Annotated in this window: 18 protein-coding genes and 1 pseudogene; 6 read left to right on the top strand and 13 right to left on the bottom strand. The window is 68.7% G+C overall.

Features of this window, described 5'->3' with window-relative positions; genetic code table 11:
* Positions 1-62: 62 nt before the first annotated feature.
* Positions 63-1,904, bottom strand: coding sequence for a BCCT family transporter (locus tag ACFT2C_RS22365; RefSeq protein WP_377209282.1), 1,842 nt, complete (start codon positions 1,902-1,904; stop codon positions 63-65).
* 169 nt (positions 1,905-2,073) lie between these two features.
* Between ACFT2C_RS22365 and ACFT2C_RS22360 the strand changes: the two genes are divergently transcribed.
* Both ACFT2C_RS22360 and ACFT2C_RS22355 read left to right on the top strand, forming a co-directional pair.
* Positions 2,074-2,634 carry a PadR family transcriptional regulator gene (locus tag ACFT2C_RS22360; protein ID WP_377209281.1) on the top strand — a complete coding sequence of 187 codons (561 nt, stop codon included), beginning with the start codon at positions 2,074-2,076 and terminating at the stop codon, positions 2,632-2,634.
* On the top strand, positions 2,631-3,593 hold the full coding sequence (locus ACFT2C_RS22355) for a hypothetical protein (protein ID WP_377209280.1): 963 nt from the start codon (positions 2,631-2,633) through the stop codon (positions 3,591-3,593). Before ACFT2C_RS22360 ends, ACFT2C_RS22355 begins: the two co-directional genes overlap by 4 nt.
* Here ACFT2C_RS22355 and ACFT2C_RS22350 read toward each other — a convergent pair.
* Both ACFT2C_RS22350 and ACFT2C_RS22345 read right to left on the bottom strand, forming a co-directional pair.
* Positions 3,577-5,904 carry a beta-L-arabinofuranosidase domain-containing protein gene (locus ACFT2C_RS22350; RefSeq protein ID WP_377209279.1) on the bottom strand — a complete coding sequence of 776 codons (2,328 nt, stop codon included), beginning with the start codon at positions 5,902-5,904 and terminating at the stop codon, positions 3,577-3,579. The genes ACFT2C_RS22355 and ACFT2C_RS22350 overlap by 17 nt on opposite strands.
* Before the next feature lie 25 nt (positions 5,905-5,929).
* A complete protein-coding gene (locus ACFT2C_RS22345) occupies positions 5,930-8,200 on the bottom strand; it encodes an ATP-binding protein (protein WP_377209278.1) in 2,271 nt (756 codons plus the stop codon).
* Between the two features lie 90 nt (positions 8,201-8,290).
* On the opposite strand from ACFT2C_RS22345, the gene ACFT2C_RS22340 reads away from it, so the two are divergent.
* From ACFT2C_RS22340 to ACFT2C_RS22330, 3 genes are all read left to right on the top strand, one after another.
* Positions 8,291-8,707: an ester cyclase gene (locus ACFT2C_RS22340; RefSeq protein WP_377209277.1), complete on the top strand. Its 417-nt coding sequence runs from the start codon at positions 8,291-8,293 to the stop codon at positions 8,705-8,707.
* A 66-nt stretch (positions 8,708-8,773) separates the two neighbouring features.
* The gene (locus tag ACFT2C_RS22335; RefSeq protein WP_377209276.1) at positions 8,774-9,427 is read left to right on the top strand and encodes a class I SAM-dependent DNA methyltransferase; all 654 of its coding nucleotides are present in this window, start codon (positions 8,774-8,776) and stop codon (positions 9,425-9,427) included.
* A 93-nt stretch (positions 9,428-9,520) separates the two neighbouring features.
* Positions 9,521-10,462, top strand: a complete 942-nt coding sequence (locus ACFT2C_RS22330) for a phosphotransferase enzyme family protein (RefSeq protein WP_377209275.1) — start codon at positions 9,521-9,523, stop codon at positions 10,460-10,462.
* A 758-nt stretch (positions 10,463-11,220) separates the two neighbouring features.
* Here the strand turns inward: ACFT2C_RS22330 and ACFT2C_RS22325 are convergent.
* The 6 genes and pseudogenes from ACFT2C_RS22325 to ACFT2C_RS22300 form a co-directional block, all read right to left on the bottom strand.
* Entirely contained in the window at positions 11,221-11,355 is a 135-nt protein-coding gene (locus ACFT2C_RS22325) for a hypothetical protein (protein WP_377209274.1), read from the bottom strand.
* Positions 11,356-11,452: 97 nt separating this feature from the next.
* The gene (locus ACFT2C_RS22320) at positions 11,453-13,849 is read right to left on the bottom strand and encodes a ricin-type beta-trefoil lectin domain protein (RefSeq protein ID WP_377209273.1); all 2,397 of its coding nucleotides are present in this window, start codon (positions 13,847-13,849) and stop codon (positions 11,453-11,455) included.
* Positions 13,850-14,027: 178 nt separating this feature from the next.
* Positions 14,028-16,043 carry a beta-galactosidase gene (locus ACFT2C_RS22315; protein WP_377209272.1) on the bottom strand — a complete coding sequence of 672 codons (2,016 nt, stop codon included), beginning with the start codon at positions 16,041-16,043 and terminating at the stop codon, positions 14,028-14,030.
* A gap of 75 nt (positions 16,044-16,118) precedes the next feature.
* A complete protein-coding gene (locus ACFT2C_RS22310) occupies positions 16,119-17,669 on the bottom strand; it encodes an alpha-L-fucosidase (RefSeq protein ID WP_377209271.1) in 1,551 nt (516 codons plus the stop codon).
* Positions 17,670-17,879: 210 nt separating this feature from the next.
* Positions 17,880-18,021 (bottom strand): annotated as a pseudogene (locus ACFT2C_RS22305) (transposase); the annotation flags it as partial.
* A gap of 12 nt (positions 18,022-18,033) precedes the next feature.
* A complete protein-coding gene (locus tag ACFT2C_RS22300) occupies positions 18,034-19,224 on the bottom strand; it encodes a Gfo/Idh/MocA family protein (RefSeq protein WP_377209270.1) in 1,191 nt (396 codons plus the stop codon).
* Between the two features lie 269 nt (positions 19,225-19,493).
* On the opposite strand from ACFT2C_RS22300, the gene ACFT2C_RS22295 reads away from it, so the two are divergent.
* Positions 19,494-20,267, top strand: a complete 774-nt coding sequence (locus ACFT2C_RS22295) for a helix-turn-helix domain-containing protein (protein WP_377209269.1) — start codon at positions 19,494-19,496, stop codon at positions 20,265-20,267.
* A 247-nt stretch (positions 20,268-20,514) separates the two neighbouring features.
* On the opposite strand, the gene ACFT2C_RS22290 is transcribed toward ACFT2C_RS22295, so the two are convergent.
* The 4 genes from ACFT2C_RS22290 to ACFT2C_RS22275 all read right to left on the bottom strand — a co-directional run bounded on the left by ACFT2C_RS22290 (position 20,515) and on the right by ACFT2C_RS22275 (position 24,342).
* The gene (locus tag ACFT2C_RS22290) at positions 20,515-21,366 is read right to left on the bottom strand and encodes an N-terminal phage integrase SAM-like domain-containing protein (RefSeq protein ID WP_377209268.1); all 852 of its coding nucleotides are present in this window, start codon (positions 21,364-21,366) and stop codon (positions 20,515-20,517) included.
* Positions 21,367-21,610: 244 nt separating this feature from the next.
* Positions 21,611-22,696: a redox-regulated ATPase YchF gene (gene ychF / locus ACFT2C_RS22285; protein ID WP_377209267.1), complete on the bottom strand. Its 1,086-nt coding sequence runs from the start codon at positions 22,694-22,696 to the stop codon at positions 21,611-21,613.
* An 11-nt stretch (positions 22,697-22,707) separates the two neighbouring features.
* Positions 22,708-23,463 (bottom strand): DinB family protein, encoded by a 756-nt coding sequence (locus ACFT2C_RS22280; RefSeq protein ID WP_377209266.1) that lies wholly within the window; start codon positions 23,461-23,463, stop codon positions 22,708-22,710.
* A gap of 93 nt (positions 23,464-23,556) precedes the next feature.
* Positions 23,557-24,342, bottom strand: a complete 786-nt coding sequence (locus ACFT2C_RS22275) for a DinB family protein (RefSeq protein WP_377209265.1) — start codon at positions 24,340-24,342, stop codon at positions 23,557-23,559.

The following is a 24,342-nucleotide window of genomic DNA, read 5'->3' as shown; positions in this document are numbered from 1 at the left end:
ATCGTTGCGCCCATAACGGGCCTGTAGTCGCAACGATCGCGCCCACAACCACGCCGGGTGGGTCAGTTCTTGGCTGACGCGCCGTGCTCCGCGACCACCGGTACACCGTTCCCTGGGGTCGTCGGGGTGTCGTCCGCGTCCTCCTCGGCGGCCGACGCCGACGTGGAGAGCTCGAACGGCTCGCCGTCGTGCTTCTCGACGCCGGTGTCCACGGTCTCGCGCAGCACCTGGACGGCCAGCTCGCCCTTGAGGACGAGCGGGTCGCGCGAGAGGTCCCGCCACAGTGCGACGCAGAGCACGAGCATCACGATGACGAACGGCAACGCCGAGACGATGGTGATGTTCTTGAGGCCGTTCAGGGCGCTGGCCGGGTCGTCACCGCCGGCCAGCAGCATCGCGGCGGCCACGGCACCCGTGCTCACGCCCCAGAACACCACCGACTTCCGGCTCGGGTGCTCGGCGCCGTTCTCGGACAGCCCGCCCATGATGATGGAGGCGGAGTCGGCGCCGGTGACGAAGAAGATCGCCACGAGCACGACCGCCAGGCCCATCAGGACGAGCCCGACCCAGCCGGGCACCGGCAGGGCGCCGAGCGTCTGGAACAGGATCAGGTCGAAGTTGATGTCGGCCCCGGCCTCGCCGATGGCGGCGAGCGCCGTTCCGGCGTCCCGCGCCTGCTCGGCCCGTTCCTGCAGGCCGATGGCGCCTCCCCCGAAGATCGCGAACCACAGCGTGGAGACGATGGACGGCACCAGCAGCACGCCGACGACGAACTGGCGCACGGTGCGGCCGCGCGAGATGCGCGCGATGAACGGGCCGACGAACGGCGTCCAGGAGACCCACCAGGCCCAGTAGAAGATCGTCCAGGTGCCCATCCAGTCGGACAGGGACTGGTCGCCGGAGGCGGCGGTGCGCGAAGCCATCTCGGGCAGGTTGCCGACGAAGGCGCCCAGCGACGCGGGCAGCACGTTCAGGATGAACAAGGTCGGCCCGCCGATGAACACGATGATCGCGAGCGCCAGGGCGAGCCACATGTTGGCGTTGGACAGCCACTGGATGCCGCGCTCGATGCCGGAGACGGCGGAGATGACGAACAGGGCGGTCAGGATCGCGATGATGATCACGAGCCCGGCGGTGCCGACTTTGCCGAGGAAGCCGGAGTGCTGCAGCCCGCCGCCGATCTGCAGGGCGCCCAGGCCCAGCGAGCAGGCGGAGCCGAACAACGTCGCGAGGATCGCCAGGATGTTGATGACCCGCCCGCCGACGCCGTTGACGGCCTTGCGGCCGAACAGCGACGTGAACATCGAGCTGAACAGCTGGGCGCGGCCCAGGCGGTAGGTGCCGTAGGCCATGCCGAGGCCGACTATCGCGTACATGGCCCACGGGTACAGCGTCCAATGGAACAGGGTGGTGCCCATGGCGGTGGCGGCGGCCTCGGGGGTGGACCCCTCGACAGTTCCGGGCGGCGGGGACATGTAGAAGTACAGCGGCTCCCCCACGCCGTAGAACATGAGGCCGATGCCCATCCCGGTCGCGAACATCATCGCGATCCAGGAGGACGTCTTGTACTGCGGCTTCTCGCCGTCCTGGCCGAGGGTGATACCGCCGAACCGGCCCATCGCGACGACGAGCACGAAGACGGTGAACACCGTGGCGGCGATCACGAACAGCCAGCCGAAGTTCTGCAGCACGCCGGCCAGGGCGGCGTCGGCCACCGTGCCGAGCGAGCCGGGGCTCGCGAAGCCCCAGACGATGAACGCGACAGCGATCAGGCCGGCGACGCCGAACACGATCTTGTCGGTACCGACTCGCTGCTCGGAGTGGCCGACCGCCGCACGTTCGACGCGGCGCGCGGCGCGCTGGACCTGACCGAGCAAGGACTTTGTGGATTCTGAAGTACTCATCACAACGGCACCCCCTCCCGCCCGGACTACTGACTGTCACACCGGGGGCGCCTGGACTCCTTTACATATGACGCGGCGAATACAGAGCGCTCTACGCTACACCACCGCATTTTTTCACCCGATCCGGCTGGGTTGTCACGAATAGACGTATACGACTATTGTCGGGCGCGTGCCCACGAACGCGCTCCGCAGCAAGCTGTCGCTGCCCACCCTGGGACTTCTCCTCGAACAGGCAGACCACTCCTATGGCCTCACCGCACGCCTGAACGACCGCTACCGGCATCTCCGCGCCTCCCGGAGCAGCGTCACCAGTCTCGCGAAGTCGCTGGCCGACGCCGATCTGATCAAGGCACGCGCGCCCGAACGCAACGGGAACCGGCCACCGCGGACGGTCTATGACCTCACCGAGGCGGGCATCGCTCACCTGCGGCGCCGCGTCGAGGAATCAATAACGACCGCGCCCGCGATGGACGCCGACTTCGTCACCGCGCTCGCCTACATCGGCCTCCTGAGCAGGGCGCGGGCCATCGAGATCCTCGGCGCGAGGACGCGGCGGATCCGCCAGGAGATCGACGAGCTCAGCGCGATCTCCACCGATGTGCCGCAGATCAAGATGATCGAGGTCGACTACTGGCTACGCATGCTCGCCTCGGAGGCGGCGTGGCTCGAAGGGCTCAGCAACCGGATCGATTCCGGAAGCATCGACTGGATTGGAGACACCCAGGAATGAAGTACGGCATCTACACCGCGGGACGCGCGGGCACCACCAGCGCGAAGCCGGACCGGCGCGAGAGCATCGCCTCCCTCGTCGACGACCTCGCCGGGGGCTCCAGCCTCGTCGTCCGCGAGTACATCCACTTCCTGGGCACCGATCCCGATCCGGAAACCGTCCGATCACTCGGTGCGGCCGACGAGCTCACCGCGCTGACCATGCCCGACGAGTGGTATCTCCAGAACGGACGGGAGCTGGACCTCGTGGTCAGCTACCTGCCCGCGAGCAAGGACATCCCCGGGTGGCTCGCGTTCCTCGACGCCGTGCTGGAGCGCTACGGGCGCATCACCCGCTACCTCCAGGTGACCCTCGAACCGAACTTCCCCATCCCGCTGATCGACGGGAGCTCGCCGGGTGTCATGGACGCCCTGATCCTCGGGCTCCCCCACGCGAAGCGGGCCGCACCCGCACACGTGCAGGTCGGCTTCTCCGTCGCAGAGCCCGCCGAATGGCTGGGCGGCGACGGCGAGTTCTGGCGAACCCTGGCCGACCTGCCGGCGGCACAGTTCGCCGACCACGTCGACTACGTCGGCCTCGGCCTGTATCCCGATGCCTTCTCACCCACCCCCGCCGACGCCGTTCCCGTGCTCACCGAGAACGCTGTGCGACACCTTCGCCTGCACAGTCTCGACGTGGCGAGGATCCCGCACCGGACGCCCCTCCACATCGCAGAATTCGGCTCACCGAGCGGAGATGGCCGGACTGCGGCCACGCAGGCGCAATCCATCACCGACATGGTGGCGACCATCGAGCGTCTGGCGGACGAGCTCAACATCACGGTCTGCGAGTACTTCGGGCTCCGCGACGCGGACACGTCGGGTGATCAGGCGGTCGGCACCCTGGGCCTGCTCGATGACGACTACGCCCCCAAGGACGCGTTCGACGTCTACCGAGGCATTGTCAGAGCTGCTGCCTGACCACCTCGACGGCCAGCAGGTCGCCGCTGTCCGCGCCGTCCACCGCCTCGACGCGGAACGCCACCTCACCTGGGGCGCCCGCCTCGCGCACGGCCGCCGTGAGGTCGTACTCGTGCTCGGCGAGGCCCTCGCCGTCGGGCGGCGCCGTCAGCGTGCGGGACGGGCCCACCTCGAGGCCGTTGAGGAGGATCCTGCGCCGGCTTGCGACGCGGTCGACGAAGCGCGTCCGCAGCACGGCCGCGCCGTCCGGGCAGCGGAGCCGGTACTCGAACCACCCCGTCGCGCCGCGCCAGTGGATCCCGTCAGCCCCGCCCGCCCGGGTCCGCTCCCCCGTGAACCCGTGGTCCACCTCGGGCTGCTGCTCGCCGGCCGTCACCGTGTCGAAGACCGCCGCCGCGACGTCGGCGGCGTCGAGGGCCCGGAGCGTCGCCAAGGCACGGGACGGGTCGGCGTCGGCCGCGAAGTAGATGCTGTAGCGCTCGTCGTGGATGCCCGCGAAGGGTTCGAGCAGCACGGTGGCGGGAACGAGCTCGCCGGAACGTTCGCGCAGCACCTCGAGCTCGAAGGTCAGCGTGCGCTCGTCGACGGCCGACACGGCCGACTCCGGCGGCTCGGCGGACACGATGCCGCTGCGCCGCAGCGGCACCTTCCGGCCATGGGCCACGTGGTCCATGCGGCCCGGCCCCGCGACGAGCCCTTCGAGGTCGGCGCCGCCCTCGCGCGACGCGAGCACCACGGGGCCGTAGCGGAACGCCACCCAGCCGGACCCGTCGGGCAGCGCCTCGGCGACGAGCCGGGGCGCGAGCCGGATCGTCACCGCCGTCGTGCCGCTCCAGGTCCGGGCGACCTCGGCGTAGCCGTCGACGACGTCGGCGTCGACCGGCTCGTCGTCGATGCTCAGGCCCGCGAGCTCCGCCCAGGACGGCACGCGGAGGCGCAGGGTGCGGGCCGTTGGTGAGGCGGAGGTGACGACGACGCGGGCCTCGTCGCGGTACGGCAGCTCGGTCGACAGCTCGACCCGCAGGCCTTCCTCGCTCCAGTCGAGGACCGAGGGGGCGTAGAGCTCGACCCGGACGTCAGGCCCGTCGTGCGTGTAGATCAGCTCGTTGTACCGGGTGTGGCCCTCGAGGCCTGACCCGACGCAGCACCACATCGACAGGTGCGGGCGGGAGTACACCCGGTAGTGCGCCGGCCGCATCGGCGTGAAGTACACGAAACCCCCGCGCCGGGGGTGGACCGACGAGACCACGTGGTTGAACAGTGCGCGCTCGGCGAGCTCGACGGCGGCACCGTCGGGCCCGCCGTCGAGCCGCAGGCGCGCGAGCTCGACCATGTTGTGGGTGTTGCAGGTCTCCGGCCCTTCGCGGTCCCTCATCACCTCGGTGAAGTCCGATGCCGGGTGGAAGTGCTCGCGCACGCTGTTCCCGCCGATCGCCAGCGTGCGGCGCTCGACCACCGACGTCCAGAAGGCGTCGGCCGCGGCGGCGAACCGCGCAGCGCCCGGGTCGCCGTCCGGCGCCGAGCCGGCCAGGCGCTGGTAGCCCAGCACCTTGGGGATCTGCGTGTTGGCGTGGAGCCCGTCCAGCGGATCGCCCCCGTCCGCCAGGGGGTCCAACAGCTTGTGGTGGGCCAGCCGCCGCCCCTCGGCGACGAGGTCCTCGCGGCCGGTGAGCCGGCCCAGCTCGACGAACGACTCGTTGAGCCCGCCGAACTCGGTGGTGAGGATGCTCTCCACCTGCTCGTCGGTGAGGGCCTTCGTGACCGTCAGCCACCAGTCGGCCCAGCGCGTGGCCATGGTCAGGGCACGCTCGGAGCGCCCGTGGGTCGCCGCGTCGATGAGGCCGGCGAGCGTCTTGTGCAGGTTGTAGACCGGCACCCACCGGCCGTTGAGGGAGAACAGGTCGGCGTCGATGCGCCCCGCGGCGAGCTCCTCGCCCAGGGCCGGCCCGTCGGGCACCCCGCCGACGTAGCCGGTGCCGACCGCGTCCTGGCAGCGCTCCAGCACGTCGAGCAGGTACTCCATGCGGTCGTGCAGCACGTCCTGACCGGTCACGGCCCACAGCTTCGCGTGCGCGGACAGGACGTGACCGCCGATGTGGCCGTCGAGCCCGCCACTCTCCCAGTCGCCGTGCGACTCAGCCTCGCTGTCGAGCCCCGCCGCGGCGAGGAACGGGGCGAGGAGCCGGTCCAGGTCGATGTCGAGCACCGCCTCCAGCGCCCGCTGCTGGGCGACGGCGAACGGTCCCGGGCCGAGCCTGACGGTCCCCAGCGGGAAGGTGCGGCCGGTGGTGGGCGACTGTGTGGTGCTCATGGACGGTCTGGCTCCTTGCAAGGTCTCACGGCTCCGTCGCCGGTCCGTGCTGGGGACGGCGCGACTCTACGGGAACACGCGACAGACCCAGTGCCTGCTCGACGGCCACGTCGAGGGACAACCCGCGCCCGCGTTCGAGTGCGGTGGCCCAGTCGTCCGGGTCGATGGACGCCCGGGCCAGCTCGACATGGCGTGCCATCGTGCGACGTTCCAACGGGAGCTCGCTACCGGCAATCGACTCGCGGAGCCGCCCGGCGGCGCCGATGAGAGTGGCCGCCCGGCGCGCGTCTCCCGACGCTGCCGCCACAGCGGCGAGGCCGCTGAGGCCCTCGGCTGTGCCCCCGGGTTCGGCAAGGGCATGGAAGGCGCGCAGGCTCTGCGCGAACAACGTGCGGGCCTGGGACAGGTCGCCGGTCGAGAGCGAGACCAGACCGAGGTAGCCGCGACAGCGCGCCTGGAACCGCTGATCGTCGATCTCCGCGTAGTGGCGCAACGCGTCGCCGATCGCGTCGCGGGCACCGTCGAAGTCCTCCGCCGCCGCGCGCGCCATGCCGAGATTGAGGAGCGAGGTGGCCAGGATCCAAGGCCTGTCCAGCTCCCGGGCGAGGGACAGCGCGCCTTCGAGATCGCGGACCGCGTCGTCTGTCCGGTCCTCGGCGATAGCCGCCATGCCGGACAACGTAGCTGCGTTCCGTCGTGCGGCGTCATCGTGGTGAGCCGTTGCGAGTGAGCCGAGCTGTTCGCTCGCGGATCGGGCGGCGCGTACGTCGCCTTGGTGATAGGCAAGCCAGCCGAGGGCCCACAAGGCGGTCATCCTCTGCTGCAGGTCTGCCGGCGGCTGAGCCGCCAGCCCGCTCTCGAGCCACATCCGTCCCTCGGTCAGTGCACCGACGGCCTGCCAGTAGAGCCACATGCCTCCGGCCAACCGCAGCAGCGTGTCGGTGTCGCCTCGTTCCCGTGCCCAGCGCAATGCAGTTCGAACGTTGGCTTCCTCGGTGGCAAGGCGCCGGAACCAGTCACGCTCCCGTCCCATCGTCTCCGTGGAGCTCGCCAAGAGCTCCAGATAGTGCCCTACGTACGCCGTCGCGAATGCCTCGTCCGGGCCATCGTCGGCGTGGGCGAGCACGTGCTCCCGCACGACGTCGAACATCCGCCACCGAGCTTCGGTGTGCTCCTCGACGGAGCTTCGGTCGAGCACGACGAGCCCGGCGTCAACAAGCCCGCTCATCGCATCCAGCGCCCCCGCCCCGCAGAGCCGCTCCAGCGCCGGGAGACCCCACCCACCCGGGAACAGGGCAGCCGCTCGCAGCGCCGACTCCTCCTCGGGCCGCAGCGATGAGACCGCCCACGACAACGCCTCGCCGAGCGAGCGGCGTCCGGCGTCGTCCGCGGCCAGGACGTCGGTCGCGTGGAAGCGCAGGCGATCGAGCAGGGCGGGCAGCGGCAGGTGACGAGTCCGGGCGGCGGCCAGTTCGAGGGCCAGCGGGAAACCGCTCAGCTGGTCACAGATCTCGGCGATCAGAGCTGGATCTTCGCCGACACCGCCGTCAGCCTCACGCGCCCGTTCCAGGAACAGTTCGGAGGCCGCCGGGGGCGCGAGTGGCCTGACCGCGATCTCGTGCTCCCCGGTGATGCCCAACCGAACGCGGCTGGTCACGAGCAGGTGCAGGGCCGGGATGTCGAGCAACAGGGCCTCCACTGCGCCCGCGGCCTCGAGGACGTGCTCGAAGGCGTCGAGCAGAAGGAGGGTCGGCCGTTCACCGACGATCATCGCGACGGCGTCCCGGCCAGCGCCGCGGGTCGTGCCCAAGGCAGCGGTGACGGTGCTCATGAGCATGGACCCGTCGAGGTTCGGCGGGACCTCGACCACCGCAATGCGCCTGCGGTAGGCCTCAACCAGCTGAGCGGCCGCGGCGAGCGCCAGCCTGGTCTTGCCGATACCGCCCAGGCCGGTCAGGGTGACCAGGCGACCGCCGTCCGGCGCGGCCAGCCTGATCAGATTGGCGAGTTCACCGTCCCGGCCCACCAGCCGCGTCAGCGGCTCCGGCACCCGCGGGAACACCAGCTCCGCGAACCGGGGGCCACGGGCGACCTGCAGGAATGCCTCACGAGAGCCAGAAGGCAGCCCGAGGGCCGTGACGAACCGCTCCGCCGTGTCGGGATAGAGCCGCGAGCGAAGACCGCGCTCGACGTCGCTCACCGTGCGGGCGCTCACGCCCGCGCGGGCTGCCAGCTCCTCCTGGGTCAACCCAGCAGCCTCACGGTGGCTGCGCAGCAGCCAAGGGAGTGACGACACCTTTGGATGCTAGTCGGTGACTTACTTTTCGTGGTCCGATCGCGCACCGGCGGTCCAGTCTGGAGTCATCCAAGCTCATCAGGAGGAATCATGGACATCCAGCCGAACAAGACGGCGGCCCGCAGGCTCTACGAACTACTCAACGACGGCGACGCAGCCGCGATCGGCGACCTGGTCTCCCCCGACTACGACGAGCATGACCCGCTGCCCGGCCAAGGCACCGGCAGGGAAGGCGCGATCGATCGCTTCTCCATGATCACCGCCGGCCTCGCCCCCCACTTCACCATCGAGGACCTCGTCGCCGAAGACGACCGAGTCGTCGTGCGATGGACCAACGAGGGCACGCACGTCGGTGAGTTCACCGGCATACCACCCACCGGCCGCGCCTTCAAGATCGGCGGCATCGACATCTACCGGGTCGAGGACGGCATCCTCCGCGAGCACTGGCACCAGCTCGACCAGCTGTCGATGCTCGGCCAGCTGGGCCTTCTGCCCTCAGGCGATTGAACGTATGCGGCGGCACGTCGAGAACGGCGCATTGAGCTTGCTCCGCGCTGCTCTACGCTGCCCGGCGTGACGTCCTTCGAGCACCTCCCAGCGGTCCGCACCGACTACGACGCCATGGCGGAGGCCTACGCCGCGTTTATCGGAGACGCGTTCACAGCCAGCCCCTTGAATCATGTGCTGGTCCAGACGTTCGCCGACCTGGTCCAGCAGGCCGGCGGCGGGACCGTGGCCGACGTCGGTTGCGGGCCTGGGCACGTGACCGCTTACCTGCGAGACCGGGGCGTCGACGCCTTCGGCATCGACCTCTCGCCCCAGCTGGTAGCGGCGGCCCGCAAAGCCAACCCGGGCATCCGGTTCGACGTCGGCGACATGGGCGCGCTCGACGTCGCGACAGGCAGCCTTGCCGGGGTACTGGCGAACTACTCGGTCATCCACACACCGCCGGACGTGCTGCCCGCGATACTCGGCGAGCTCAGCCGCGTCCTGGCGCCCGGCGGCCATCTACTGGTGTCGTTCCAGGCGCTGGCCGACGCCGAAGGAACAGCTGAGGCCTTCGACCACAAGGTCTCCCCCGCCTGGCGGTACTCGGCCGGCCATGTCATCGGTCTGCTCGGGCAGACCGGTGTCGACGAGGTCGCGCGCCTGATGATCGCACCGGGCGAGGACTCGGTGCGTGGCTTCCCGCAGGCGCACGTCCTGACGCGCAAGGCGGCCGCCTGAGGCTCACCCTGTCAACGACCGGCACAGCATGCCAGGCCCCATGCGAGCGTCGAGGTTAGCCCCGCTCCTCGACGTGATTCGGAGATGACAGCAGTGACCCACCTTTCGACCGGTCGACCGGCGCCCGATGAGACGCTTCCGGGGGATTTGCTCGAGCAGTGGCGCCTGTCTGACGCGAGCTATCTGGGCGGCAGTCGATCCCGTACGTGGCGGGTCCGGCGCGGCTCGTCTGCTTTCGCCGTCAAGTGGCTGTCCGCCAACGTTCGGTCGGACTGGCGGTATGAGGCCCGTGTCATGGCCGCGTTGCGGGCGGCCAACTGGCCGGCTCCGGTTCTGACGGAGGAACCCATCGTCCGGGGTGACGGGGTCTGGAGGCTCTTCGCCTGGCTTCCCGGCGATCCCGCGCCCGTCGAGGACGATGCCGCCAAGGAGTACGCACGCGGAAGGCTGCTGGCAGAGTTCCACGCTGCGAGCTCCTCGCTCGGCGTGGCCGGCCAGCGGGACGGATTCGCTCTTCCCCGGGAGACCATCAGCGACCCGCTGCTCGACCAGTGGCTGACCGTCCACGAGCGGCGCCTGCCGGAAGAAGGCCGGATCCTCCGCGCTTATCGCGAGGCGGCGGCCGCCCAGCTTGCCGATCATGAGTCCGATGTCCCGTCCGGCGTCATCCATGGTGACTTCACGCGGTGGAACCTGCTGTTCGACGGAGGTGCCCTGAGCGGGATCCTCGATTTCGAGGCATGCCATAACAACGATCTTGTCGCGGACTTCGCCCTCGCTTGGCGCGGTGATCACGACGAAGTCATCCGCGGGTACGACTCGGTACGCCCGCTCTCGGAAACAGAATGGCGCCTGGTGTGGCCGACCTATTGGGCGTGGCTGTTCCTGGGAGTCAAGGAGATGCTCGCGGAGCATTACTCGCAGCCCGGCGGCGCCTCGAACCCCGCGGACCTCGAATGGCAGGTGCGGCACCTGTTGAAGGATTCCGACCTCCTCCGTGCGAGGTGCGGAGGGAAGCAAGTCGCCGGTGCGTGAAATCACGTCGCTGCCCTCGGCAAGGGTTCTTGCTCAGACTCTGGAATCACCGTAATCACGGCCACAGGGCGGTGCCGTCGTAGAACCCGGCGGCGTCGATGGCGTCCACCGTGTAAACCGATATCTGGCCCGGTCAGACGACCAAGTCACAACCCGGGTGATGCGCTCAGACGTTGAAGCGTGTCATGTGGCCCTGACCTCGTGGTTCACCGTTTGGCTGGGCGCCTTGGGGGAACTGTGGGGGAATCGAGCCGGTGTGCCGCTTCCCGACGAGCGAGAATGCGACCGGGACACGACGGGGGTTTCGTGATCTCTACAAACAGGCGTATGCCTGCTCGACAACAAGGCTACCGTTGACCCTCTGATCGGGTCTGCGGCGCGCTACGGCACGATTCCAAGAGACTGATCGCGTCGCCGCTGCGGCTGGGTGCACGGTCGGCCGTCACACGGTCTCGAACCGCCGGTCTCTTCTCGGTGAAGCGAAATTCTTCGACGTCCGCAGAGCCAGTTGATGAGGCGATCATGATCGCCCTGGTGAGCCCCAGAAACGGCGAAATCTCGCCATTCCTGGGGGGCTCAAGCCCAGCCTCACATGGATGGGCAACCATCGGCAAGCGCGGGCGTTCGTAGGCACAGGACCCGTGTCATCATGCGTGTCAGCACGGCAACCGTGTCACGAATCGTGTCAGCGGCTGGCTCCGAAACCGACAGGACTCGGGTGCCAAGGAACTCCCCCATCGGCAGCCGTCATGGATGGATCACGCGGCGATGGTGCGCGGGAAGATCCGTGCGAGCACGTCCGCGATAGTGACCACTGCGTGACCGCCCTGCTCGTCAGGCACGACGGCGAGGTGGTTTCGCGTCTCGCGCATCGACGTGAGCGCGGTGTGCATCGGTGTGGCGGAACCCTTGCACCGGCACTTGCTGGCCAACGCGGTGCTCTGCGTTCCACGTCGGGGCCAGGCAGCGTGGCCTGGCCCCGAACTCTCGTCAGGGGATCAGACTCCACTGCTGGTTCGTGCCGCCCCAGCAGTTCCAAAGATGGAGCTTGGTCCCGTTGGCGGTGCCCTGACCGCTCGCATCCAGACACAACCCCGACTGCACACCTGAGATGGTGCCGTTGGCGTTGACGTTCCACTGCTGGTTCGGCTGCCCGTTGCAGTCCCAGATCACGGCCTGGGTGCCTTCGGAGGTCCCTGCACCGGAGGCGTCCAGGCACTTGTTCCCCACCACCAGCTGCTTGCTCGACGTATAGGTCCAGCGCTGGTTCGTGTCGCCGGAGCAGTCCCACAGCTGGGCCTGTTCGCCGTTCGTCGTCGACGCGCCGTTGATGTCGATGCAGCGGCCCGACTGCTGACCCACGATCTTCGCGTTCGTGGTGTCCTGCACCCCGGCGGCCGCCATCACGGTCTGCGCGCCGCTCGGCCAGTTGCCGTTGCTGACGAAGACGGTGCCCGCGACGGTGTTGCCCCGCGTGCCGTTCGTGATGTCGGCGCCGTCGTGGTCGATCCAGTTTTCGGTCAACGTCAGGTCGCCGGTGTGATTGTTGCTGCTGGCGTTGGCGTGCGCCCAGTTCCAGCCGCCCTGGTAGACGTTGTTCGTCACCGAGACGTAGCGCGACGCCTCGTCGAAGTACATGTCGAACCCGCGGAGCATGTTCCTGAAGTAGTTCTGCTTGAGCACCGTGCCGGGGCTCGCGGACAACAGGTAGAAGCCGCCACCGTCGGACATGGTCGACATCGTGTCGTGGATGTAGTTGCCGATGACCAGGTTGTTCTTCGCGGTCGTCGGCGTCGTGTAGAGCGGCTGGTAGTTGTAGGTGCCGCGGTTCTGGTACTCCTGGCTGCCGCCGGCGTCGTTGATGCCCCAGCCGTAGCCCAGTGCCAGGCCGGAGTACGGCATGTTGTAGATCTCGTTGTGCGAGATGGTCGCGTTCGTGGCGTAGGTGACCAGGACGCCGACGTGGCTGCGGTACTCGAGAGCGACGTCGTGGACCTTGTTGTTGCTGAGGGTGACGTTCTGGACCGTCATCCGGCTGTCGCTCGGGTGGTGTGCGTCAGCCCGCATGCCGCCGACGACGATGCCGCCGGCCGAGATCTGCTCGAACGTGCTGCCGGTGACCGTTACGTTGTTCACGCCGAGTCCGACGCCGGTGGTGTGCCCGTTGGCGTCGTTGCCGATGCCGATCCCGACCTGGCCGAGGTTCGTGAACCTGCTTGCGCTGAAGGTGATGGCGTTGGCGGCCGACACCTGGACTGCCGCGGGCATCTGGCTGAAGCCGGGGCGGGTCGACTCGAACTGGGTGCAGCCGGAGCTGCAGGTGCTGAACGCGTTGGACGGCCTCGTGCTCCACGTGCCCCTGATGTAACCACCGGTCTGCTGGTCTGCGTAGCCCTCGTTCGTGCTCGGCAGCAGCCAGCTCGTGTACGAGAACTGCAGGCCCGTGAAGGAGATGTCGTGGGCAGGCGCGTCATAGGTGCCGCCGACGTTCACCAGCGACTGCAGCCTCGGCAGCTCCACGTCGGCGTTCGCCATGTTCTGCCCTGCCAACGGCTTGTAGTAGAGCGTGCCGGCGCCCGTGTCGAGGTACCACTCACCCTCGGCGTCGAGGAACTCCCTGGCGTTGGCGAGCCAGAGCCCCGCCTGGTTGTAAGGGAACTGGACGGTGTCCCAGCCCCAGGTGTTGTTGTCCCAGGCGGGCTGCTGCATCGTGATCGTGTTGCTCGAGATCGACTGCACCGGTGTGAACCGGTCGGTGAACGAGTTGGCCGACTCGAGCTCGACCCTGCTCTTGTTGCCAAGGTTGTTCAGGTACGACAGCGCGCCGCTGGTGAAGGTCGCGCCGCTGGACGTGAACGTGAGGTCGGACCGGTTGATCGCGGTGCGGGCCCGCGTCGCGACCTTGCCGTCGACGTAGAGCTGCCGGGTGTCGAACCCGGTGCCGACGCCTGCCCGCCAGATGTTCTGTGCGGCGTCCGCCTGCGTCCAGCCGGTGACCTTCTGCGCCCCGGAGATGACGGGGGTCGCGGTCGGCGAGCCACGCCAGATCACGCTGAAGCCGTTATTGCCCGAGTCGGCAGCCGCGAAGGTGAGCGGTGCGGTCAACGTGTAGGTTCCGCCCGCGAGCTCGACGACGATGTCGCCGGTCATGTTGGCGTTGATCGCACGCACCGAGGTCTTCGCCTGGGTGATCGAGCACGGCTGGGCGGAGGAGCAGGCGGTGCCGGTACCCGAGGGTGACGCGTAGAGCGTCGTCATGGTCGCCGCCTGCGCCGCTCCGGCGGGCGCGACTGCGAGGAGCAGGCCACCGACGAGCGCCGACACGACGACCGCGGCGCGAATCCGCGGCCGGTTGCGGCGTGAGGGGATAGATCGAGGTGGAAGCACGGTGACTCCTTCGCTGGCGTGTGACTTCAATGTCATCGTTCCGTCGCTTTCTGCTGAGGCGACCGGGCTACCTTGCCCGCCCCGCGACCAGTCATACATATGATGTGTGTGCAGCCAGCCGTACGGCTCCGGCTCCGCCCCGCTCACGCGCTGTCGGACGCTCTTGGCCCCGTACCTGTCAGGCCCTGCGGCGGTGCACCACGCGGACGTCACCGGCGGGAACGACGAGCGAGTCATCGACGGTGAGGCCGGTGAGCAGCTCAGCCCCTTGGATGCTCACCTTCGCATCGTCCGCCGCGTGGTTGATGAGGAAGACGAACTCGTCGCTCTCGGTCTCACGGATCCCCACCTCGAGACCGGAGCTCACGTCCGGGATGGGCGCCGAAGCCGGCTCGACGAGGTCGGCGACGAGGTTGTCGATCGCCGCGCTGTCGATCCCGGCCGATACGTAGACGGCCCGGCCGCCTCCCGGGTGGGTCCTGACGGTCACCGCGGGGTGGTCGTCGAGCGGCCCGCCCTGGTATCGCGCGATCACGTCGGCACCGTCCAGGTGGACGTGCTCGGTCCACTCCCGTCCGCTCCAGCCGTTGTCTAGCTGGAAGCTCTCGCCCTCCTGCAACGGATAGAACTCTTCGGTCCACACGCCGAGGACGCCACGGAAGGCTCCTGGATAGCCGCCGAGGCGAACCTGGTCGTTCTCGTCGACGATGCCGGAGAACGGGGTGACGATCAGGGTGCCGCCCAGTGCGACGAATTCCTGGGCACGCTTCGCGGTGTCGTCCGCGGCGAGGAAGAGCTGCGGCACGACGAGCGTGCTGTAGCCGGCGAAGTCGTTCCACGGCGGCAGCACGTCGATGCCGTCGCCCCTGCGCCAGAACGCGGCGTGCCAGGCACGGACCGCCGCGCCGTACGGAAGGAAGTTGTTGGGCTTCACGCCTCGGCGCATCGCCCACCCGGCCTCGTTGTCGAACAGGATGCCGACCTTCGCCGCGCGCACCCGGGACCCGAGGACGGGCGCGAGGCGCTGGAGGTGGGCGCCGAGGGTGCTGACCTCCCGGAAGATCTTGGTGTCCGGACCGGCGTGGGGCACCATCGCGGAGTGGAACTGCTCCGCCCCGGCGCGGGAGGCACGCCACTGGAAGTACATGACGCCGTCGGCGCCGTGCGCGACGTGGCTGATCGCGTCGCGGACCAGCTCGCCCGGGTTCTTGGCCCGGTTGCGCGGCTGCCAGCTCACGGCGCTGGTCGCGTGCTCCATGAGGAGCCAGGGTCGCCTGTCCGTGGTGAGCGAGCGCATGCGGTCGCCCGAGAAGGCCACGTCCTGCTGAGGTAGCGGATCCGACGACCGGGTGTAGTGATCGTTCGCGAGGACGTCCATGTGTGGCGCCCAGCGGGCGTAGTCGACGGCGTCAGGCTCGGCGCCGACCATGAAGTTGGTGGTCACGGGCAGGTCAGGGGTGATCTCCTTGAGCACGGCTCGCTCAGCGAGGTAGTGGTCGAGCAGCGCGCCGGAGGAGAACCGGTCGAAGTCGAGCATGAGGGAAGGGTTCTTCGCCCCCGTGCCGCGCGGCGGCAGGATGTACTCGAAACCGCCGTAGTGGTGGCCCCAGAATGCGGTTCCCCAGGCCTCGTTGAGCTTCTCCACGGTGCCGTACCTGCGCTCCAGCCAGATGCGGAACGCAACGGCGGAGACGTCGCAGTAACATTGCCCGTTGCCGCCCCCGAGCTCGTTGCTCACGTGCCACATCACGACGTGGTCCCGCGCGCCGTAGCGTTCGGCGACGGCGCGGGCAATACGCAGCGCGTGCGTCCGGAATTCCGGGTTGCTCGGGCACCAGCCCAGCCGGGCGCCAGGCCACTGCTGTGCCATGTCGTGGTTGACGGGCAGGAACTCGGGGTGCTCGGCGAGGAGCCAGCTCGGCGGGGCGGCCGTCGGCGTCGCCAGGTCGATGGCGATGCCGTTCTGCTCCAGGAGGTCCACGATCTCGTCGAACCAGGCCCAGTCGTAGACACCCTCCGCCGTCTCCAGCAGGCCCCACGAGAAGATGCCGAGGGAGACCATGTTGATCCCCGCCTGCCGCATCAGGGCCACGTCCTCGTGCCAGACCGACGGGTGCCACTGCTCGGGGTTGTAGTCGCCTCCGAAGCTGATGCCGTTCGTGGGCCATGCTTCGTCGGTGTGGGACAGGGTCATCCTTTGACTCCTCCGGAGATCAGGTCGATGCGCCAGCAGCGCTGGAGAACAGCACGAGGGCGATGAGGGGAATGATCACGGCGCCGGCGCCATCGTTCCCTCATGGATGTAGTCGTGACGCCGCTGCACTGCGCGAGGCGCCAGGTGGATGCGCACGGCGACGCCGGGCAGGTCGGCGTGGGCGGGGCTGATCTCGACCTCGAGCGCGTCAGCGGTGCGCCGCCAGCGGGGAGGTTCGGGGTGGCCGAGCACCTCGACTCCAGCAATCTCATCGGTCAGCAGCCCCAGGTCGGTGCCCCACGATCGCACGCGTGCCACCCCTGACTCGGGCCTGCGCAGCAGGATCGCGTAGACGTGCTCGCCCATGTGGTCGACGCGGCGGGTGAAGCGGATGTCGTGCTCGGTGAAGGCGATCGGTGTCCCGTCGACGAACGATCCCTCCGCGACGCGCGTCGGGCCCTCCTCTGCGACGATCCAGGGCCGTGTGCCGTAGATGGCCTGGCCGTAGGCGCCGAGCCAGCGGCCGAGGCCTCGGGCGAGCTCGACCTCACGCTCATCGAACGTGCCGTCGGCCTTCGGGCAGAAGTTCAGCAGCAGCGCACCGTTCTTGGAGACGACGTCGGCGAGCTCGGCGACCACCTCGGGCAGCTCCTTGTAGTCCTGGTTGGGATGCCAGCTCCACGAGTTGCGTGAGACCGACGTGTCGTTCTGCCAGACCTCGGGCTGGATCCGGGGCTTCGCGCCGCGCTCGATGTCGCGCACCGCGCTGCCCGGCGCGAACGCCTCCCACTTGTACTGGATCACGACCTCGACGCCCCATTCGGCGGCGCGGTTGTAGTAGTAGGCCGCGAGACGGCGCAGGTACGGCTCGAAGGCCGGCTGCTCGATCCACCAGTCGAACCACAGGACCTGCGGCCGGTAGCGGTCGATGATCTCGACCGTGCGCAGCAGCCAGTCCTGCAGGAACGCCTCGTTCGGTGCGGTCTCCTCGCGCTGAGCCGGCCCGTAGAAGTCGTGGACGCGCGAGTCCAGCACGTCCGAGTCGAACCGCGTGCCTGGGTTGAGGAAGAACCAGTGCTCAGCGCGGTGCGACGAGGCACCGACGACCATGCCCGCGCGCTGGGTCGCGGCGGCGAGATCGCCGTACACGTCGCGCTGCGGTCCCAGGCGGGCCGCCGTCCACCGGCTGCGTGCGCTGTCGTACATCGCGAAACCGTCGTGATGTTCTGCTACCGACATGACGAACTGAGCACCCGCGACGCGGAAGAGCTCGGCCCAGGCGTCCGGGTCGAAGCCCGACATGTGGAAGTCGGGGATGAAGTCCTTGTACCCGAACTCGCGGTGCGGTCCGTACGTCGCGACGTGGTGCTCGAACTCGCGGGACCCCTCCGTGTACGCAGTGCGCGGATACCACTCGGAGCCGTAGGCCGGCACCGAGTAGACGCCCCAGTGAAGGAAGATCCCGAACTTGGCGTCCTCGAACCAGCGTGGCGGCCGATAGCCCTTGAGCGACTCCCAGTCGGCGGAATAGGGCCCGCGTGCGACGACCTCCTCCACGCGACGCAGCTCATCACGGTTGTCGGAGACGTCGACCGGCTCGGGCAGGGCGTTGAGATCAAGCGGCATGGGTTGGTCTCCCGAAGGGGGATCGAGTGAATCGAGACGGACGGCGGTCAGACCGGACTGGGTCCTCAGGTGGGCGCGCCTGCGTCGGACGTCGACGATGGCGCCCGTGGGTCGCCGCACGAACTGCGCGACGGCTGTAACGGCGGCAGCGCCGCTGGATAGAGCCGCGCAACTTCTCCTGGTCGGCGATTGTCGGGTCTCAGACGTGCAGGCTGCCAGTGCGTCGGTGATCATGTCCGCGGCCAGGTACGGCTTGGTCGCAAACCCGGCCTCATCCGGGACGCCCGCGGCGGGCCGGGTCGCTCGCCCAGGACTGGGGCAGGTAGAGGCGCCGGTCGACGAACGTGTGCCCGCGCCCGGCGGCCTATGGTGCTTCTCCGAAGTCCGGGATCTCCAGCCGGGTACCACCCTTGAGAGCGGATTCGTGCGCGACGATCCCGGGCAGCGTGTACCGGGCCGCGACCCAGGCGTTGACCGGCGGCAGTGAGCCGCTGTTGACCGCTGTCACGAAGTCGTCGGCCAGGAAGTGGTGGCTGCCCTCGTGCCCGTTCGACACGTTGGCGAACTCCTTCGGCAGCCTCGACCGGTCGTGCACCGGCGCGGAGCCTGACGTGAACGCGTCCCGCAGTGCCGGAGAGACGTGTTCGAGAGACGGGTCGTCAGGGGACAGGGTGCGCTTGGGTTCCAGGTGCTCGGTGACGTCCTCGACGCTGTGCTTGTCCTGCCAGAGGCAGACGTTCACGAGCTGCTCGAAGCTCGCCTCCGTGCCGAAGAACCGGAACCGCGACTCACGGACGTAGGAGGGATACCCGACCCGTCGAAACTCGTTGATCCGGAACGCGCCGCCGCCCGCGACCTCGAACAACGCGGTGGCGTTCGAGAAGTCGTTGCCGAACTGGCTGATCTCCGTGTCGAACACCCCGTCTCCTCGGTCGTCGACGACGCCGATCGCCGAAACGCTGGTCGCGTACGTCTGCCAGGCGCCGAGAACCCCGCCGATGGAGTGCGTCGGGTACAGCAGCGGCGGGTAGCTGGCGGTGGCCTTCCAGTTATCTCCGCCGCTGTAGCGGTACGCGTCGTAGAACCCGAGATCCATGTCGTGGACGTAGTCACCCTCGGCATAGAACAGGCGCCCGAAGGCCCCCTTGGCGACTTGGTCGCGGGTGTAGACGGTGGCCGGGTTGTAGTAGCTCGTCTCGCCCATCATGTACGTCAGTCCGGTCTCCCGAACCGCCTCGATGATGTCCACGATCTCCCCCTCCGTCACCGCCATCGGCACCGAGGAGTAGACGTGCTTGCCGGCGCGCAGGGCCTGAACGACCAGCGGGCCGTGGGTCCAGCGCTGGGTGAAGATCGCGACCGCGTCGACGTCCGACTCGAGCATGGCTTGGAACGACGGTTGCGTCCCGGCGAGGTCGTACTCAGCAGCGAGCCGCGCGGCCCGCTCCGGCACCAGGTCCGTGACGACGATGTCACCGACGCCCGGGTGCAGTCTCCATAGCTTGACGAACTGCCCGGCGAACTGGCCGGCTCCAACAATGCCGAGAGAGAACACAGAAGGCTCCTTGTCGTGAAACACACATCGGGGCTGCAGGCGGCGACTGCTGTGAAGGACTGAGCGCCGGGCGCCGCGCGCCTCGCCGCACGATCGGCACGGTGCGGCAACCACCATCCCTCGCTCTTCGTTGACGGCCACGACGGTACGGGCCTACGATCGGCGAGTTCTTCATCGATCGGAGCTAGTGTTTCTTGGATCCTCAGATGGCATCACAGATCGAGATCCAGCCACCGGGGCTCCTGGGATGGGCCGGCCGCCCGATCCTCATGGGCGTCGCCCATCAGCACGACGACCTGGAGATCAATCTCGTCGCCGAGGGCGGCACGATGCTCTACCTGTTCGGCGGCGTGCCAGTCGAGGTCGGCCCCGGATGTGTGGCGGCCTTCTGGGCAGCCGTACCCCACCAGCTCGTCGCGAGCTCGGCGACGCGAGCTCACTGGGTCCACGTGCCGTTCGCAACTTTCCTCAGCTGGGGGTTGCCCACCGCACTGGTCGGTCGCCTGCTGTCCGGCATGCCCCTGGTTACCCCGCCGTCAGCCGCGATGGAGACGGACTCCGCGAGCTTCGCCCAGTGGGCCGAGGACCTGTCGAGCGATCATCCGGAACGCCGCCGGATCGCGATGCTCGAGGTCGAAGCCCGGGTTCGCCGACTCGCCCTGGCCACACCAGGACAACCGGCGCATCACTACACCGGAGGTGACCCGGCGCTGGTTCAGGTCGTCGCCATGGTGCGACACATCGCCGAACACTTCCGTGAGCCACTCACCGTCGCGGATGTCGCCCGAGCGGCGCGACTCCACCCCAACTACGCCATGGCTCAGTTCCGCAAGGTCGTGCGCACGACGGTCGTCGACTATCTGACACGATGCCGCCTTGCCGAGGCTCGTCGCCTCCTCGTCACGACCGACCTGCCCATCGCCGACGTGGCATCCGAGTCGGGCTTCAGCTCGGTCAGTCGGTTCTACACCGCTTTCAGGTCCGGATGTGGCATGCCGCCCGCCACATACCGTCGCGAGCACAGGCACGGTGAGCTTCACTGAGGCGATCCGGCTCGACGGGCGGGAGATCACCTCGGGCGTTCCAGACGCACCAAAGCCCTTGGTTGGGCGCGTGCGACCGTTGCGCCCTACGCCCGCCTTTCAGGCGTGTGAGCGCACACCGATGGTCCCGCCGAGGTCGCGGCGGCGCCACGCCCGCCGGCTTCGAGCCATCGGACCAGATGGACTCCAGTCAGGGCGCGGAAGCCGCGTCACCGCATGAAGAGGTTCAGGACGATGACTGGCCTCGTCACGCAGGGCCCCAGCCATAACCAGTCGAGGAGTCCCGTTCCCGGTCCGCTTGGTCGCGTCGGGCACGTTCGTCGGCTTCACGGAGCATGCGCTCACGATGTGCTCGCGCATCAGTCAGGACGACCGGGACGCGCTCCATCGGCCGCGAACTTCGCCTCGCCGCCAGGGCGGTCTTGGCGCGCTCGACCTGAGTGATGGTCTGCAACTCGCATGGCGATGAGGCGCGCCTCTCCGCGTTCGCCCTCGGCCGTCGGTCCGAGCGTGTCGGTGGAACTGGTGATCTGGTAGCGGTCACGGTAGGCGAGCACCTGCCGCAATGCCACGGTCCACGTCTCGCGTGCAGCGCGGTCCGATGGTGGTGGCGTGATGGTCTCCATCCATAGCTCCGGATCGGTAACCGCTTCCTGCTGCGCGCTTCCTCGGCCAGCACGACGCGCAGCTTCGTGTACCAGTTGGCCACGTCCAGGCGGGTGAGGTCCTTCAAGGGAGTGTCACCCAGCACGGGCAGAATCCGCCTCTCCAGCGCCGTCTTGTAGCGGTACATGGTGCCCGGTCGCAGGGTCTTGCCCTCGATCGACCGGTACGCCCACTCACGTAGCGTTATGGCCCGCTGCCCGGCCAGGCGCGCCTCCAGCTCGCGCACCTTCGGCGGCTTCCAATCGCCTCGGTCGATCAGGATGCGCTCGGCGTTGAGCCACGCCTCGGCGGCCATCTTGTCGCCGAACGTCTTGGGATGCCGCTCCAGGTCCGGGCCGGTGTAGCGCGCTCGCCAGCCGGTCACCTTGCCGGTCGTGGCGCTCGTACGCTTCTCCAGCTCTCCAAAGACTCGCTTGCCCGGTGTGGTTGCCATGGGTGGTCCTCTCCACCCGTCAGGTGTCCCGCCTGCTCCCTGTGGGGGAACGACACACCTGGCACACCCTCAGACCCGAGCACTCACCTGCGGAAACACCCCGGATCCTGTGGGGAACCATGGGGGAATGGGCGGCCCCTGGAGGCCATTCCTGTCCACCACGGTCCCGAGTGCTCAGAAGCGTTACCGCAGGTCAACCGGTATCCGGCCTGGTCAGAGGAACAGGCTGAAACCGGGGTGATGCTCAGACGTTGAACCTGAACTCCACGACGTCGCCGTCCTGCATGACGTAGTCCTTGCCCTCGATACGGGCCTTGCCCGCGGCCTTCACCGCGGGGACCGAGCCGGCCTCGACGAGGTCATCGAACGAGATGACCTCGGCCTTGATGAAGCCGCGCTCGAAGTCGGTGTGGATCACGCCGGCAGCCTGCGGGGCGGTCCAGCCCTTGTGGATGGTCCAGGCGCGCGTCTCCTTGGGACCTGCCGTGAGGTAGGTCTGCAGGCCCAGGGTGTGGAATCCGACGCGCGCGAGCTGGTCCAGACCGGACTCTTCCTGACCGGAGTCGGCGAGCATCTCGGCGGCGTCCTCGGGCTCGAGCTCCGCGAGCTCGGACTCGAACTTGGCGTCCAGGAAGATCGCATCGGCGGGCGCGATCACCTTGCGCAGCGCTTCCTGCGAGGCGGTGTCCGCCAGGCCGGCGTCGTCCGTGTTGAAGACGTAGATGAACGGCTTGGCCGTCATGAGCTGCAGGCTGGCGATCTCGGCCAGGTCCAGACCGGCGTCGGCCGCGCCCTGGTAGAGCGTCACGCCCTTGTCGAGGATGTCCTGCGCCTTCTTCGCGGCGGCGTACAGGACGGGGTCGCCGCGCTTGATCTTGACTTCCTTCTCCATCCTCGGCAGGGCCTTCTCGAGGGTCTGGAGGTCGGCCAGGATGAGCTCGGTGGAAACGGTCTCGATGTCGCCGAGGGCGTCGAGGGAACCGTCCACCCGCACGACGTCCGGGTCGTCGAACACACGCGTGACCTGGCAGATCGCGTCGGCCTCGCGGATGTTCGCGAGGAACTTGTTGCCCAGGCCTTCGCCCTCGGACGCGCCCTTGACGATGCCCGCGATGTCGACGAACGACACGGTGGCCGGCAGGATCCGCTGGCTCCCGAAGATCTCGGCGAGCTTGGCCAGCCGCTCGTCGGGCAGCGAGACCACCCCCACGTTGGGCTCGATCGTGGCGAACGGATAGTTCGCAGCGAGCACCTGGTTGCGTGTCAGGGCGTTGAAGAGGGTGGACTTGCCGACGTTGGGCAGGCCGACGATGCCGATAGTGAGTGCCACGTCGCGCAAGTTTACGTGGACGAGCCGCTGCCCGTGTCGATCAGGTCCAGGTCCCGGGTGGCGTACGAGTGGTGATGCCACTCCTCGGTGAGCACCACCCACACGCATTGCGCCACGACGAAGGGCTCGGACTGGTCCATCCACGGCGGCGGCTCCGCCGGGCTGCCTGCCTGCTCGGGCGTGACAGCGTCGAGGAAGTCACGAACCTCGCGCACCCGGCCCCTCCGGACCTCGAGCACCTCGTCGTACGACGGCGCCGCGTCAGGGTCGATCCCGAGCTCCGGCGCGTCGGCGGCGAACGCGGAGTGCGGCACACCGGCGGGCCAGAACACATCCTCACGCCGGCCCTGCGCGCCCCAGCGCAGCCAGCCGTCGGTGCAGAACACGAGGTGCCGCAAGGTCTGGGCGAACGACCACTCCTCGTCGACCGAGACGCCCACCGTGCCCGGAGGCATCGACGCGACGCGCTCGTACGTGGCCTCCCACATGCGGTCGAATGCGTCGAGGGCCTCACGCAGCCCGGACACCGTGCGGTCCTGGAGCAGCGCGCGCTCCGGATGCCGCCGGTTCAGCTCCGCCTCGACCAGCGGCTCCACCTCGACTCCGTTGATGCGCAGGCCGTAGATGTCGCCGTCGATATCGGCGCCTCCCAGCTCCACCCCGCGCATCCGCACGCCGTTCAGGCCGACCTCGCGGAACTGGGCACCGCTCAGGTCGACACTACGGATCTGGGCCCCCCGCAGGTCCTCGTTCTCGATGCGATTCATGCAGGGGACGCTACGCCGAGCCACTGACATGATCCGGCTCGCGCGCTGAGAACCTGAGGCTCGGAGGCCACCTCCTGGCACACCTGTCGGGGCCTACTGGGCGCCGCGCCTGCGCTCCAGCTCGTCGAGGTCGCGTTCCGCGAACCGATGGTGCTCCCAGGCCTCGTTGACGATCACCCCGAGGCAGCGCCACACGGGCAGCCTGCGCGCGTCCGACTCCCACGGCGGCAGTCGTCGGCCCGGAGCCTCGAACTCCTCCTGGGTGAGGGAGTCGTACTGCGCTCGTACCTGGGCCACACGGTCGGCGTAGGCCGCCCGCACCTCGTGGAACGACGGCGTGGCCGTGACGTCGACGCCGAGCGCTGCCGCCTCGTCGTCGTACTCCGAGAACGGGAGGCCGATCGGGCTGAACGCGCCCTCGCGCCCCTGGATCCCGTGTCGCACCCAGCCGTCGACGGCGAACACCAGGTGGCGCAGCGTCTGGGCGACCGACCACTCGCCGTCGACCTGTTCGTCGACCGTTCCGGCGGGCATGGCCGCGACCCGATCGAGAGTCGCCGACCAGGTCCGCTGCGCGGCCTCGAACGACTCCCGCTGCTCCGCCAGGACCTGGGACCGAGCCAGCTCCCGGCCGGGATGCCGGCGGTTCAGCTCGGCCTCGATCAGCGGCAGCACCTCGACCCCGTTGACCTTGAGCCTGCCGATCTGGCCGTCGATGTCCGCATCGGTCAGATCGACCCCGCGCATCACGGCGCGCGGCAGGTACGACTGGCTGAAAGCGGCGCCCTCCAGGTCGGTGAAGCGGAACCGGGCGCCGGTCAGGTCCGCAGCGTCGAACTCGGCGTCACGCAGGTCATCGTCGGCCGTGAATCTCGTCAT

Source organism: Promicromonospora sp. NPDC057138 (assembly GCF_042670845.1).
Lineage (GTDB): Bacteria > Actinomycetota > Actinomycetes > Actinomycetales > Cellulomonadaceae > Promicromonospora.
Note: the sequence above shows the minus strand (reverse complement) of the source record. Positions and strands in the feature narration are given on the sequence as shown.

Excerpts from the sequence above, each read along its gene's own strand:
- ACFT2C_RS22280 (WP_377209266.1), bottom strand. The coding sequence starts at position 23,463 with ATGAATCGCATCGAGAACGAGGACCTGCGGGGGGCCCAGATCCGTAGT.
- ACFT2C_RS22290 (WP_377209268.1), bottom strand. The coding sequence starts at position 21,366 with ATGGCAACCACACCGGGCAAGCGAGTCTTTGGAGAGCTGGAGAAGCGT.
- ACFT2C_RS22315 (WP_377209272.1), bottom strand. The coding sequence starts at position 16,043 with ATGACCCTGTCCCACACCGACGAAGCATGGCCCACGAACGGCATCAGC.
- ACFT2C_RS22325 (WP_377209274.1), bottom strand. The coding sequence starts at position 11,355 with ATGCACACCGCGCTCACGTCGATGCGCGAGACGCGAAACCACCTCGCC.
- ACFT2C_RS22295 (WP_377209269.1), top strand. The coding sequence starts at position 19,494 with ATGGGCGTCGCCCATCAGCACGACGACCTGGAGATCAATCTCGTCGCC.
- ACFT2C_RS22365 (WP_377209282.1), bottom strand. The coding sequence starts at position 1,904 with ATGAGTACTTCAGAATCCACAAAGTCCTTGCTCGGTCAGGTCCAGCGC.
- ACFT2C_RS22275 (WP_377209265.1), bottom strand. The coding sequence starts at position 24,342 with ATGACGAGATTCACGGCCGACGATGACCTGCGTGACGCCGAGTTCGAC.
- ACFT2C_RS22310 (WP_377209271.1), bottom strand. The coding sequence starts at position 17,669 with ATGCCGCTTGATCTCAACGCCCTGCCCGAGCCGGTCGACGTCTCCGAC.
- ACFT2C_RS22340 (WP_377209277.1), top strand. The coding sequence starts at position 8,291 with ATGGACATCCAGCCGAACAAGACGGCGGCCCGCAGGCTCTACGAACTA.
- ACFT2C_RS22350 (WP_377209279.1), bottom strand. The coding sequence starts at position 5,904 with ATGAGCACCACACAGTCGCCCACCACCGGCCGCACCTTCCCGCTGGGG.
- ACFT2C_RS22355 (WP_377209280.1), top strand. The coding sequence starts at position 2,631 with ATGAAGTACGGCATCTACACCGCGGGACGCGCGGGCACCACCAGCGCG.